This is a genomic window from Acetatifactor aquisgranensis (assembly GCF_943193215.1).
GTDB classification, from domain to species: Bacteria; Bacillota; Clostridia; order Lachnospirales; family Lachnospiraceae; genus Acetatifactor; species Acetatifactor aquisgranensis.
The window spans coordinates 62,233-74,863 of the sequence record NZ_CALPDH010000012.1 but is presented as its reverse complement, the minus strand read 5'-3'; the positions used below and the strand labels follow the sequence as shown (position 1 = coordinate 74,863).

At 54.7% G+C, this 12,631-nt stretch carries 11 protein-coding genes, 1 tRNA gene and 1 other annotated feature; of the genes, 1 reads left to right on the top strand and 11 read right to left on the bottom strand.

From position 1 onward, the window contains the following. The 10 genes from NFS35_RS11895 to NFS35_RS11850 all read right to left on the bottom strand — a co-directional run bounded on the left by NFS35_RS11895 (position 1) and on the right by NFS35_RS11850 (position 10,630). The gene (locus NFS35_RS11895; protein WP_251207348.1) at positions 1 to 432 is read right to left on the bottom strand and encodes an NUDIX domain-containing protein; all 432 of its coding nucleotides are present in this window, start codon (positions 430 to 432) and stop codon (positions 1 to 3) included. A gap of 216 nt (positions 433 to 648) precedes the next feature. Next, positions 649 to 1,017 carry a BMC domain-containing protein gene (locus NFS35_RS11890; RefSeq protein WP_251207347.1) on the bottom strand — a complete coding sequence of 123 codons (369 nt, stop codon included), beginning with the start codon at positions 1,015 to 1,017 and terminating at the stop codon, positions 649 to 651. 86 nt (positions 1,018 to 1,103) lie between these two features. After that, positions 1,104 to 1,715: a YdcF family protein gene (locus NFS35_RS11885; protein ID WP_251207346.1), complete on the bottom strand. Its 612-nt coding sequence runs from the start codon at positions 1,713 to 1,715 to the stop codon at positions 1,104 to 1,106. A 104-nt stretch (positions 1,716 to 1,819) separates the two neighbouring features. Next, positions 1,820 to 2,257, bottom strand: a complete 438-nt coding sequence (locus NFS35_RS11880) for a class I SAM-dependent methyltransferase (RefSeq protein WP_251207345.1) — start codon at positions 2,255 to 2,257, stop codon at positions 1,820 to 1,822. 11 nt (positions 2,258 to 2,268) lie between these two features. Further along, on the bottom strand, positions 2,269 to 3,063 hold the full coding sequence (locus tag NFS35_RS11875; RefSeq protein ID WP_251207435.1) for a glycyl-radical enzyme activating protein: 795 nt from the start codon (positions 3,061 to 3,063) through the stop codon (positions 2,269 to 2,271). 67 nt (positions 3,064 to 3,130) lie between these two features. Further along, positions 3,131 to 3,478, bottom strand: coding sequence for a hypothetical protein (locus tag NFS35_RS11870; protein ID WP_330640183.1), 348 nt, complete (start codon positions 3,476 to 3,478; stop codon positions 3,131 to 3,133). Positions 3,479 to 3,489: 11 nt separating this feature from the next. Then, positions 3,490 to 4,296 (bottom strand): nucleoside phosphorylase, encoded by an 807-nt coding sequence (locus NFS35_RS11865; protein ID WP_251207344.1) that lies wholly within the window; start codon positions 4,294 to 4,296, stop codon positions 3,490 to 3,492. Positions 4,297 to 4,361: 65 nt separating this feature from the next. Further along, positions 4,362 to 6,911, bottom strand: a complete 2,550-nt coding sequence (locus NFS35_RS11860; RefSeq protein WP_251207343.1) for a glycyl radical protein — start codon at positions 6,909 to 6,911, stop codon at positions 4,362 to 4,364. A gap of 392 nt (positions 6,912 to 7,303) precedes the next feature. After that, complete coding sequence (gene thrS / locus NFS35_RS11855; RefSeq protein WP_251207342.1) at positions 7,304 to 9,058, bottom strand: threonine--tRNA ligase; 1,755 nt, start codon at positions 9,056 to 9,058, stop codon at positions 7,304 to 7,306. A 72-nt stretch (positions 9,059 to 9,130) separates the two neighbouring features. Beyond that, positions 9,131 to 9,346: a binding site (T-box leader), on the bottom strand. 297 nt (positions 9,347 to 9,643) lie between these two features. Next, positions 9,644 to 10,630 carry a hypothetical protein gene (locus NFS35_RS11850; protein WP_251207341.1) on the bottom strand — a complete coding sequence of 329 codons (987 nt, stop codon included), beginning with the start codon at positions 10,628 to 10,630 and terminating at the stop codon, positions 9,644 to 9,646. Between the two features lie 478 nt (positions 10,631 to 11,108). Here NFS35_RS11850 and NFS35_RS11845 point away from each other — a divergent pair. Continuing rightward, positions 11,109 to 11,182: transfer RNA gene (locus tag NFS35_RS11845), tRNA-Val, on the top strand. 172 nt (positions 11,183 to 11,354) lie between these two features. Here NFS35_RS11845 and NFS35_RS11840 read toward each other — a convergent pair. Further along, positions 11,355 to 12,611 carry an L-rhamnose isomerase gene (locus NFS35_RS11840; protein WP_251207340.1) on the bottom strand — a complete coding sequence of 419 codons (1,257 nt, stop codon included), beginning with the start codon at positions 12,609 to 12,611 and terminating at the stop codon, positions 11,355 to 11,357. Between the last annotated feature and the right edge of the window lie 20 nt (positions 12,612 to 12,631).

Sequence of the window (12,631 nt, the reverse complement as noted above, 5' to 3'; positions counted from 1 at the left end):
CTACTCCCGGAATGCCCGGAGCATGTCCTCTATCCTCTCCAGATCCCGGGCCTCCTCCGCGGCGTCGTAGGTATAGTTTTCCGGCACGGATTCAAACAGCTCGACACGGCTCATTTCGCTCTCGGGCAGCTCCCCCAGGGCATGGACTTCCGCGAAGTAGACTCTGCCGTTATTGCGGCCCACGCCGTCCCCCCATTTCTGTTCATAGTCCCACAACGGTATCAGCTTGCAGTCCGTGATGCCGGATTCCTCGTACAGTTCCCTCTTTGCCGCCTGCACGGGGGTCTCATTTTGCTCCACATGACCGCCCGGATGCTCGAAGCTTCCGCGGCGCTTATGCCAGCAGTAGACCCATTTTCCCTGGTATTTCGCAAAGATGACTACGAAGCTGATGTCGGACAGCCAGCCCGGTGGGTAATTCGTCTTTGTCATAGTGCGCCTCCTTTCCGTTACCCGTCGGATGTCTTTTCCGGAAAAATTCTCAGATACACGGTATTTCCATCCGGGTCATAAAAGCTCATGCTGACCGCTCCCTATGGAGGCTGTGGGCGGTTCTATGACTTTTGCTTATATTCTGATTCTTGTAATTTTTCTCTGAACCATCATTGCAGATAGCCAGCATGGTTTCTTCGCCGATAAGCGTGCAAGTCAAGTCCGAGTGATTCCGCAGACTGTATATTGCAGCACATTCCTCACATAATCCAGAATTGCCTGTTCGGAAGCCTCTACCTCTGATACGGTGCCGGATATGATCAGGGAGCCGCTGAACCTGTCCACGAATCCCAAATCGATGGCGGCCGCTTTCATCGCCACATCCGCCATGATGATAGCCGTCTCCGCCGGGGACACCGTCATAATGCCGATGGCGGCGCGGACGTAATCGATGCCGGGATTCAGGCCCAGCTTTTCATATAGAACAGGGTCAGGGCTGGCAATGATGTGGGCCAGCGTAATCTGCTTGCCCGGTACCAGTTCCTGCACGATTCTCTGTTTGGTCTTGTCATCAAGCCAGTCCATTTCTTTTCCTTCCTTTCGGTCTTGGCAGTTCTTCTTTGTATCACTTCAGCAGTCTTCCCGCTTCCGCCAAAGCCTCTTTGCTGACATCAGCTATCTACAGATGACCTGTCAAATCCTTTCAGTTCCGGCCCGAACTGCGTCCCCAGCCTCGTCAGTTCCCCCAGCACCTTTTCCTGCCCCCAGGCCGTCCGGTACCAGTTTTCCCTGGTCACGTTGACGTACACCGGCGCCATCATGAACTCCGTCTCCGGGAAGCTGAACTGGTAGTACATCAGGCATCTTCTGGAATGGAATCCTTTGCAGCAGATGATGGCTTTCCCGGGGCATAGGCCTTTCGCGTCGAGAAGCTTTCTGGTAAATCTGGCGTTCTCGGCTGTAAACTGCGCTTCGGCCTCCTGAAGGATGCAGTCGGGGGCGACTCCATTGATCTGCAGCACATCGGTATAGAATTCACATTCGGTGGCGTACTTTTTTCCGTACTTTTCCGCTTTGGATTTCACGCCCGCGAATTCCCCTCTGGTGATGGAAAATCTGCCGGAGGGCACCACATACGGGGCATATCCCTCTTTCCACAATTCCGCCGCCCGTTCCGGCAGTTCCGGATAAGAACCGCCGGGGACGAAAATCGCGTCCGCCTTTTCCAGCCTGTCCTCCAGAAAAATGAAATCCGTTATATCGTTGACGATTCTCCTATTCATCCTACACGTCCTCCGCAGGTTCCCGCGCATATTAGCCTGGTGCATCTTTCAGCGTTTCTCACACGTATATTTGGTGTCAGCCACTCGTTTTTCATACACCGACCTCATTTCCCAAGTTTCATAATACAGTTTCCTTCCAGCCATTCCAGCCTGTCGCCGAACATCTCCGCCATAAGGGAACTGTCCATCTTCCATGTGGCAATCAGAAGGATATGCCCCTCCGGCTTCAACACCTGTCGGCATTCCGCCAGGATCGTATCATATTGGTCTTCAATATGGCAAAGGGCATTGTACAGAACCACCGTGTCAAACGCATCGCATGCAAAGTCCATTTCGACGGCGTCCATCTTCTGAAAACGGATATTTTCCCGCTCTTCCACCAGGCTGCTCAGGCGCCCGCTGTCAATATCGATACAGGTGACCTGCTTCGCGCACTGTGCGGCGGATAGGGAAAATTCTGCCGTGCCGCAGGCTACCTCCAGTATGTCCTTATTTTCAATCTCCTGCCTGATAAGCCGGACGATTGCATCTGTCTTTTTCATATCTTATTCTTTTAACCGCCTATGTGGCATCTTAATTTCGTACAAGCTTCCGCTTCTCGCTTCAGCCGCTGCATATGCTCCGGTTCCGGCGGCAGGATGTCCGGCAGTTCATAGGTTCTGCCCAGCCCCTCATATTTGTCCTGTCCCAGCCTGTGGTAGGGGAGCAGATAGATTTCCTCCACACCGGGCAGGGCGTCCGCATACCGGGCAATGGCCCTGATTTCCCCCGCGGTATCGTTAAAGGTGGGAATCACCGGTACCCGGATGCTGAGGCGGGTCTGGCGGGAAGAGGCGATTTTCTTCGCGTTCTCCAGCATCAGTTCATTGCCTTTTCCGGTGAAGCGTTTGTGCTTTCCGCTGTCCATATGCTTGATGTCACAGAGATAGTGGTCAAGGTACGGCAGAATCTGTTCTATCACTTCCCATTTGGCGCAGGCCATGCTCTCCATGGCGGTATTGATGCCCACCGCTTTCGCCGCCCGGAGCAGATCTCTGGCGAATTCCGGCTGGCAGAGGCTCTCACCGCCGGAAAGGGTCAGGCCGCCGCCGGAGCGGTCATAGTAGGGCCTGTCCTTCTCCACGGTCTCCATGACCTCCGCCACCGTCACGTCGCGGCCGATAATCTTCGTCTTGCCCTGAACGGTCATCTCCTGGATTCCGTACTCCTGGGACTCCGGATTGCAGCACCATTTGCACCGCAGTACACAGCCTTTCAGGAAGCAGATTGTCCGGATTCCCGTTCCGTCATGGATGGAATACCGTTGTATATCAAATATCCGGCCTTTTGTCTGTAAATATTCTGTCATCATTTTTCATCTCATTCCGCCGCGCGAGCAGCATTTCATACTTACGGTTACTGAAGTCTGGCTCCATTCAGCGCCTTATCATAATACCCTTCATATACTGTGTATCATTATGGGCTCGATATACTGACAGCTTTTCTTCTTCCGTACATCCAATCAAAATCTTGATTTCCGAATCCCGTTTCAGGCAGTCAACAGTACACATGACCGCGTCCACCCGCTTTTCCCCTGAGCCCACCCACACATCAATGCCGGCACCATCCATGGATGAAGTATCCTTTAAATATCCATAGTCAACCTCATAGACAAAATCCGGATATTTCGGATGGACTGTCCCTTTTGGCCTGTCTATCACGATTTCCGAATCCCTCACCAGGGAGTCCAACATTTTCCAAAAAGCATCATCAAAACCATTCATCCGCATTTCCCCTACAGCATGCACAGTGCCTCCAAGGCGAGAGCGAACAGCCTCTCCCTAGCCGAAACATTATTGTTCCAGTCCCTGTCGTCATAGTCCTCCGCATCGCCGATGAGGATGTCGCCGCTGTAGAGCAGCTGGCCAAAGACCTTGCCCCGGAACTGGGCGATGGCGGCCATGGTGGCGCACTCCATCTCCACGGCCCTGCAGCCCTCTTCCCTCCGGTAGGCCACCATCTCTCTGGTCTCCCTATAGAATCCGTCCGTAGACCAGGTGGCGCATTCTATGTAGGGGACGCCGTGGCCGGACAGGACTTTCCGGAAGCGCTCGATGGGCCCGGACTGCAGCTCAATGAAACGGGCGGGCGGCAGATATTTGTAGGATGCCCCCTCGTCCCGCAGGGCCCGCACCGGCAGGATGACGGCTCCTTCCGGAATGTCGTCCAGCACCCCGCAGCCGCCGCAGCAGACAATCACCTCCACGCCGCTGCCGTAGAGCATCTCGGTCATCATGGCGATGGAGCCTGAGGCCACCACTGCCTGTACGGCGCAGACCTCCGTGCCATCCACCGTGAACCGGTACACATGGAAGTCCTTCATTTCGGAGACATATGTCCCTATCTTCTCTCCCCCGTACCTCTCTACCGCGCTGTCAAGCACCTCCTCGAAGAACGTGACCAGGCAGAGCCTGGGGAAACGCCCAAACCCGCCCCCGCCCTGACCGTCCCTGTCGGCTTTGGACGCATTTCTGTCGGGATTGATGACGGCGGTTTTGTCCGTACTGTATTCCAAAATCGGATATTCGTTTTTTATGACCATCTTACTGCCTTTCTTCTAAAGCAAAGCCGTGCTGCCTTGAACCTTACTGAATTGTCTGAAAACTTTCAGAATCCCTGCTCCGTCCTGCGGATGATATCATCCTGCAAGGACTTGGACAGGGTGGTGAACAGCGCGCTGTACCCTGCCACCCGCACCACCAGGTGGGCGTACTTCTCGGGATGGGCCTGGGCGTCCAGCAGGGTCTCCCTGTCCACCACATTGAACTGCATATGGCTCCCCTTCTGGTCGAAATAGGAGCGGATCAGCGCCACGAAGTTCTCCAGCCCCTTCTCCCCGCTGAGTGCCGTGGGATGGAACTTCTGGTTGAACAGGGTGCCGTTGGAGGCGATGCCGTGATCCAGCTTGGACACGGAGTTTGCCGCCGCGGTGGGGCCGTACACATCCTTGCCCGCCGAGGGGGACACGCCGTCCGCCACAGGGGTGTGGGCCAGCCTGCCGTCCGGGGTAGCTCCGGTCTGGGCCCCCAGTGGCACATTGGCGGACACGGGATACAGCCCCGCCTGGAACTGGCCGCCTCTGGGATTGCGGTAGTTCAATAGCGGCTTGGTGTAAGTATACGCCACGTCCCGGGCGAACATGTCCACTTCCTCGTTGTCGTTGCCGAACTTGGGCACTTCGTCTATCATGGCCCGCAGGGCTTCGTATCTCTTCTTCTCCTCCGCCGGAAGCTCCGTGTTCATCACTGTCTGAATCATACCCGCAATCTGGGCTTCGTCCACGGCCATGCCGTTTCCGTCCATCTCAGGGAGATTCACCTTGCGAATCTCCCTCAGGATCTCCGTCACGATTTCTCCCGCGCTGACGGCATCGAAGCCCTGGCCGTAGTTCATGGCCAGCGCCCGCTTGTACTCCGCCAGGGTCACCTTCTTCTCGTCAAATACCAGCTTCTTAATCGCGTACAGCGAGTCCGCCATGTTGGCGATGCCGAAGCCCTGAGGCCCGGTAAAGTTGTAGACGGCGCCGCCCTCCTGGACGCTCTTGCCCCGCCTGATGCAGTCGTCCACCATGCAGGAGAGGTACGGCAGCGGGCAGCGGGTGGCATGGGCCACGTCGATGGCATTGTCCGCGTTCACCAGCAGGGAGATGTTGTAATCCATCTGTTTCTTATAGGCGTCATAGAACTCCTCAAAGGTAGCCATGTCCTCCACGGCCCCGGTCTCTATGCTGATCTTCTCACCCTTGTCCCAGCCGTTGGAGAACACCAGCTCCAGAGGGCGGCACATGTTGTAGAAAGCCGCGTCATGCCAGCCTTCCGTCTTCCCGGCCTTCTGGGGCTCCACGCAGCCGATGATATTGTAATCCCTGGCGTCCTCCAGGGTAAGGCCTCTGCTCAGCAGCGAAGGGATAATGACTTCATCATTGTAGTACGCCGGCAGGCCGATGCCCGTCCGCGTCAAATCTGCCGCCTTCAGCAGCAGCTCGTGGGGCGACTTGTTCCACACCCGGATGGAAAGGGATGGCTGGGGCAGGAACACATGCTTGGAGGCCGTGATGCACATAAAGCTCAGGTCATTCGTCACATCTAACCCCTCTTTGTCCTGTCCGCCCACAATCAGGTTCTGGAACAGGCTGTAGCCCGCGAACCCTTCCGCGCTGGCGGCGTCACGGCATTTGTTCAAATCGTTCAATTTCACCCAGATACAGTCGATCAGCTCCTGGGCGGATTCCCTGGTCAGCCTCCCGGCCTCCAGGTCTTTCTTATAGTAAGGATACATATACTGGTCGAAGCGACCCGGGGAGATGGAATGCCCGCTGGACTCCAGCTGCAGCAGCTGCTGCACGAACCAGAAGCTCTGGCAGGCCTCATGGAAGGTGGCGGCTCCGTGTTCCGGCACCCTGGCGCAGTTGGCCGCTATCTGCAGAAGCTCCTGCTTTCTCGCGGAGTCAGTGCAGGAAGCTGCCTCTTCCTCCGCCAGCCGGGCATATCTGCGGGCATAGCGAATCACGGCCTCGCAGCTTAGGACGGCCGCTTTCAGGAACTGGCTCTTGGTGCAATAATCTTCGTCGCCAGGGCTGCACTTGTCCAGCTCCGCCTGTATCTCTTCGATAAGCCCCCTGTAGCCTATGGCCAGAATCTTGTCATACTGGACGGTCACATGGCCCACACCGTTGTAGAAATAGTTGCCGGGGGTAAAGATATTGTGCTCAATGGCTTTCTTCGTCTCCTCGGTCATGAGGGAAGTGGCCAGTTCGCTGGTGGTCTTCCCCTCCCAGTAGGCGTCCGCCTCCAGCAGCTCCCGCTTGGTCTGTTCGGCTATGTAGAAGGGGTCTGCCTTGCGGGCGGCCACGGTGTCGAATTCGCTCTCCAGCCATTTGTAGGAAAATTCCGGGTAGGTCTGGCAGCCTCTGGGGGCGATGGTGGTGCTGCCTACCACCAGCTCGTCCTCCCGGATGATGATGGGGATATTGTCCAAAATATGGGCAAATGCCAGGGCGCGCCGCATGATTATCGGTTTGTCTTCTGTCGCCTTATAGGATTCTGTGATCAGCCTGGCCCTGGCGGATTCGATTTCCGGCATCTTGGCGTAGAGATGCGCTACCAGCCTGGGGATTCTGTCCGTTTTGGGGATTTCCTGTGTGTAATATTTGGCCATTGGTGCTCCTTTCTGTGTTGACCGCTTCGCGTTCTTTTGTGTTCTATTTTCTCTCAGTTCGATTTTGTGTTCTTTGAGGCTGTCATTTACACTGCTTAACAGTTAAAATTTCCGGGTAGCCTGACTACATAACGCCAGCCATATACGTTTCACAAATGCAGTATGGTAAATTCTGGCGTTATGCAGTATATCTTCTTGTGAGTCGTGATTCCCGGAACAAGCATCTTTCCTATTCAGTATATGCCTATGTTATCCAAATGTCAATAAATCTGGCACTATTTCCCTTAATATTTTTGTGGGTTTATTTTGTTTTTTGTTGTTTTCGAGAAGCCTTGCGTTTTTCCGAGAATCCGGAATCCTGCTTGCCACATGGCTGATAAAGTGTCCAACGCTCAGATTCCTTCCTCTTTCAGCATTCCCAGGAATCTCTCCAGCGGCATCCTCCCCAGGTCGCCCTCCTCCCGTTTCCGGACAGAGACGTCTCCGGTTCCGGTTTCCTTCTCGCCTACGATGAGCATATAGGGCACCCTTTCCATCTGCGCCGTCCTGATTTTGCAGCCTATCTTCTCCCCTCTGGCATCCGTCTCGCAGCGCAGGCCCTCCTTCTTCATGGCGCTTTCCATCTCCCGCGCATAATCCATATATTTATCCGAAACAGGCAGCACCTTCACCTGTACCGGGGACAGCCACAGCGGGAACTTTCCCTCGTAATGCTCTATCAGGATACCCATGAACCGCTCGATGGAGCCGAACACCACCCGGTGTATCATGATGGGGCGGTGCTTCTTCCCGTCCTCCCCGATGTATTCCGCCCCGAAACGCTGGGGCAGCTGGAAATCCAGCTGGATGGTTCCGCACTGCCATGTCCTCCCGATGGAATCCTCCAGGTGGAAATCAATCTTCGGGCCGTAGAACGCCCCGTCCCCGGGGTTCACCTCATAGGGCAGCCCTAAATCCTCCAAAGCATTCCGCAGGCCGTCGGTAGCCATCGCCCAGTCCTCATCGCTCCCCACGGAATCCTCCGGCCTGGTTGACAGTTCTACGTGATATTGGAAACCAAATTTCGAATATACCTCATCTATCAGCCGGGCCACCCCTTTAATCTCCTCCTGGATCTGCTCCGGCATCATGAAGATGTGGGCGTCGTCCTGTGTGCAGCAGCGCACCCGCATGAGTCCGTGGAGGGTTCCCGACTTCTCGTTTCTGTGGATCAGCCCCAGCTCGCTGACCCGCATGGGGAGATTGCGATAGGAACGGGGCTCCATCTGGTATACCAGCATGCCGCCGGGACAGCTCATGGGCTTTATGGCGTAGTCCTCCCCGTCGATCACCGTGGCGTACATCTTATCCCTGTAATGCTCCCAATGCCCGGAAGTCTCCCAAAGCCCGCGGTTCAAGATCACCGGCGTGGATATCTCCCGGTACCCCTCCCTGGCATGCAGTCTCCTCCAATAGTCGATGAGCAGATTCTTCAAAACCAGGCCCCTGGGAAGAAAGAAAGGGAAACCAGGCCCCTCCTTTAGCAGCGCGAACAGCCCCAGTTCTCTGCCCAGCTTTCTGTGGTCTCTGCGCTTCGCCTCCTCCAGGCGGTTCAGATATTCCTCCAGCATCCTGGAATCCGGAAAGGACGTGCCGTAGATCCGGGTAAGCATCCTGTTCCTCTCGTCGCCGCGCCAGTAGGCCCCCGCCACGGACAGCAGCTTGAACGCCCTGACCGCGCTGGTATAGGCCACATGGGGGCCGGCGCACATCTCCAGATGCTCTCCCTGCCTGTAAAAGCTAATCTGCTCCTCTGACCGCAGCCCGCACAGAATCTCCGCCTTATAATCCTCGCCCCGCCTTTCCATCTCCTCCAGGGCCCACTTCCGGTCTGCCGTGAATTGACGCAGTTGGAGATTTTCTTTCACAATCTTCCGCGTTTCCGCTTCCACTTCCGGGAAATTCTCCTCCGAGAACCGGAACGGGAATTCGAAGTCATAGTAGAACCCCTCCGGAATCGCCGGGCCGATGGCGCATTTCGCGTCCGGATAGAGCCGCTTTACCGCCTGGGCCAGGATATGGGCCGTGGTATGCCGGAACGCGTCCCTCCCCAGCTCCTCCTCAAAGGCCGCCTCTCTCATGGAACCGTCTCTCATCTTGATCTTCATTTTTTCTCTTCCTTTCTTTAAGATTATTAATCCACATAAGAAAAGCACCCCCAAAGATATGTGTCGCATACCTTTAAGGGTGCCCATTGCACGGTTCCACCTTAATTTTTCACTTCAGATTCCATCAAATCCTAACCTTTAACGCAGGTGTACGGCAACGCTTACGTCTACTTTCAGCATTGCAGCTAAGGAATGGTTTTCACATAGAATCCACATAAGCGTCTTCCACCCTGTGACGCTCTCTCTGTCTGCGATTTTTATGCTACTTGTTTCCGTCATCGCTTTTTCTTATGTTGATTTGTCTCTTATCCTATCATGGCGCAGGCCGCTTGTCAAGAGCCGGATTGCAGGCGTGTGGGGAATTTTGCACTGCATTTTTTCGCGCAACCGGGAGTTGCTGAATTTTCCATGTCTGATTGGCAGACCTGTCCCGGGGAATCTGTTACACTGAATATGCTCTCGGATTTCAGGGAAGCACAATCCGGCAGAAAAAATGTGTTTTGCTGTTTCCAGGCAAAAGAAAGAGCGTACAGACTGGTCTTCTATACGCTCTGGCGCTGTGCTGCTGATTCAGTTGTGGTCGGCTCATGGTCTCACGGTTCCGTACTCCTCCGCCAGGGATTCGATCCAGCGGCGGCTTACCACCAGATTGACCGGCTCTTCCGCCTTGCCCTCCTGGCCGGACACCGGCTTTTTCGTGTATACCAGGTAGCCCTCCGCGTCAAAGGGCTTCTCCTTATAATAGACTCTGTTGCCCTTTTCATAGCCGATTTTGCCTGCCATGATACGGCGGGCGCATTCTGTCAGCTCCTCTTTCGTTCCGTACCGCTTTTCCACCGCGTCCTGCAGCGCCTTTTTCTCCACAAAGGCGTACATCGCGTATCGGATACTGTCCACAGTCAGCGAATCGCCCTCCGCATGAGGCCAGATGAACATATAGTACTGTGTCTTCAGGCCATCCTTGACGAACCACCCTTCCGCCCCCTTCACTCCCATGATTTCCAGCGCGAAAGTGGGCAGGGGCGCATCGTTAAAGATGTAGTCCATCTGCGCTTTTTCATCAACCAGACATGTCCTCCCGTTCCGGGTGTATTCCACGTCTACCCCGGCCCGCTGTTCCTGTTGGTCGACGATTCTCCGATATGCAATCTCCGTCCTGTCGTCATTCCGCAGCCGCGCGTAGTAGTTCCGCCTCATGAATTCGGCCATGATGTCTTCCTTGCGCATGTCCAGCCGGAACGTGGAGCCTCTGAAGACAGGCTTTTTGTCGTATGCTTTGTCGAAATCAGGCTTGAATCCTATATATTCCTTTCCATTATAGGAGCAATACTGTATATGACCGCGAATATCTCTTCCCTTGTATCCAAAACATATCTCTTCCCCGTTCAGGAGCGCCCGTATCTCCTCTTCCGTAAAGATGTGCTCCCCCCATTTCCCCTTAAAGTTCACAGGATTCCCATTGCCTGTGCTGTCTTTCCACATACCATTCACATAATCCCCCATTGCTCTCTCCTCCTCTTCATACTGCACGTCATTGGAATTCACGTAAAACTGCAGCAAAGCCACTATCACTACAACAGCTTTCAGACCGCCAGCCGTATATGCTCCTCTTGGGCGAATCGGAAAACCGGGGCTGTCTTGAGCATAGCAGTCTTCCGCTTAAATACGGTTACTTAGGATATCGGCCTTTGTCCCCCAATCCATAAGCCGCCTCATCCTGAGAGAATCCCAAAACTACACACCAATCCCCAAAAAATATGCTATACTATATAAATGGCATTTAATTCCCGCCTCACCTCCCTGAGCGGCGAAGAAGAACAGATTCGGGGGCCGGACCGGCGTGCATGTCCCAAAGGACAGCCTCCCCAGGCTGTTCGGCGCCTTCTGCCGGGCGGAGCAGTCCAGAAGCCCCAAGACCAGAGGAAGCGGGACTCTGTAACTTTCGTTCCTGCATCTCACCCGGAATTCTCTCCCGAAAATCCTCTCATTTTTCTCAATTTTAAAAATTCCCTCTTCCCATTTTCTTTCATTTGTGTTATTATAGGTGCATGGAAGCATAGCTCAGCTGGGATGAGCGCTCGCCTGACTAGCGGGAGGCCAAGGGTTCGAGCCCCTTTGCTTCCATTTTTTACGTCCACACCTGCCATGCGCCATCCAAAATCATCGGGGCGATACCTCCATGACCCTGACAGAGGAAGTCCATTTTTCCGCCCGTCTCATAAACCGGCAAAAACGGCCGGGGCTGCAATGACTCCGCCGCCCCGGCCATAATCCTGAAAAAATGAACTTCCCACACTTATCTCTTCAGCTGAACCTCATCCTCGTACTTCTTCACTTCGCCATAGAAATCCTTGTCGGACACTACGCCGCAGCGCTCACAGTACTCGTTCCATACGTCGCCGAAAGGCAGGGTCTTCACAGCCTCCTGCTGCACCATCAGCTCAGTCATGCGGTTCTCGTCCTGCAGCTTCCTCAGTTCTGCATTGGGAGTGCACATAGCCATAAGCAGCGCTTTCTGCCAGCTGCGGAAGCCCATGGCCCATGCGGATACGCGGTTGATGCTGGCATCAAAGTAATCCAGCGCCATGTAGACTCTGTCCAGACCGTCGCATCTGATGATTTCCTTTGCCATCTCTTTTGTCTCGTCATCGAACAGCACCACATGATCGCTGTCCCAGCGGATAGGCCTTGTGATATGCAGAGCGATTTCCGGATAGAAGCACAGCAGCGCGGGAATCTTGTCGGATACCACCTCCGTGGGATGATAATGTCCGTTGTCCATCAGAGGCAGGCAGCCGTCATGGGTAGCGGCAAAGCTCAGCGTGAACTCAGCGCTTCCGGCTGTAAATGCCTCCACGCCGATACCGAACACCTTGGACTCCACGCAGGGTTTCACTTTGTTTTTGTCAAAGGGCTCGGACAGAATCTGCTCGATGGAATCCTTATATCTCATTCTGGGGCCCATGCGGTCAGCGGGAATATCCTTGTAGCCGTCGCCGGTCCAGATATTCATGACGCAGGGAACACCGGTCTCCTCCGCAAAATACTGGGAAATGCGGACACATGCCCTGCCGTGGTCGATCCAGAACTTCCTGGTCTCCTCGTCCGGGCTGGACAGGGTCAGGCCGTCCTTTACCTTGTCATGGGAGAAGAATGTGGGATTGAAATCGATACCCATATTTCTCTCCTTGGCGAACTCCACCCATTTCGCAAAGTGCCTGGGCTCAATCTTGTCCCGGTCCACGAACTCGCCGGGCTCAAAGATGGCATAGCTTGCGTGGAGATTGAGCTTCTTCTTGCCGGGCATCAGGCTTAAAGCCTTGTCCATATCCTGCATCAGCTCTTCGGGAGTCTTGGCCTTTCCCGGATAGTCTCCGGTGGTCTGGATACCGCCGGTCAGGGGGCCGTCATGATCGAAGCCGGTCACATCGTCGCCTTGCCAGCAGTGAAGCGCTACAGGAGCCTCCATACACTTTTTAATCGCATCTTCCACATCCACGCCGTAGGATGCGTAAATCTCTTTTGCGGATTCAAATCTTTCCTTTGCTGTCATTTCTTTTCATCCTTTCTTTA

Bases quoted from the DNA above. Each gene is read 5' to 3' on its own strand.
- NFS35_RS11870 (WP_330640183.1), bottom strand. From the start codon at position 3,478: ATGAATGGTTTTGATGATGCTTTTTGGAAAATGTTGGACTCCCTGGTG.
- NFS35_RS11885 (WP_251207346.1), bottom strand. From the start codon at position 1,715: ATGAATAGGAGAATCGTCAACGATATAACGGATTTCATTTTTCTGGAG.
- NFS35_RS11840 (WP_251207340.1), bottom strand. From the start codon at position 12,611: ATGACAGCAAAGGAAAGATTTGAATCCGCAAAAGAGATTTACGCATCC.
- thrS (WP_251207342.1), bottom strand. From the start codon at position 9,058: ATGAAGATCAAGATGAGAGACGGTTCCATGAGAGAGGCGGCCTTTGAG.
- NFS35_RS11860 (WP_251207343.1), bottom strand. From the start codon at position 6,911: ATGGCCAAATATTACACACAGGAAATCCCCAAAACGGACAGAATCCCC.
- NFS35_RS11895 (WP_251207348.1), bottom strand. From the start codon at position 432: ATGACAAAGACGAATTACCCACCGGGCTGGCTGTCCGACATCAGCTTC.
- NFS35_RS11880 (WP_251207345.1), bottom strand. From the start codon at position 2,257: ATGAAAAAGACAGATGCAATCGTCCGGCTTATCAGGCAGGAGATTGAA.
- NFS35_RS11875 (WP_251207435.1), bottom strand. From the start codon at position 3,063: ATGACAGAATATTTACAGACAAAAGGCCGGATATTTGATATACAACGG.
- NFS35_RS11890 (WP_251207347.1), bottom strand. From the start codon at position 1,017: ATGGACTGGCTTGATGACAAGACCAAACAGAGAATCGTGCAGGAACTG.
- NFS35_RS11865 (WP_251207344.1), bottom strand. From the start codon at position 4,296: ATGGTCATAAAAAACGAATATCCGATTTTGGAATACAGTACGGACAAA.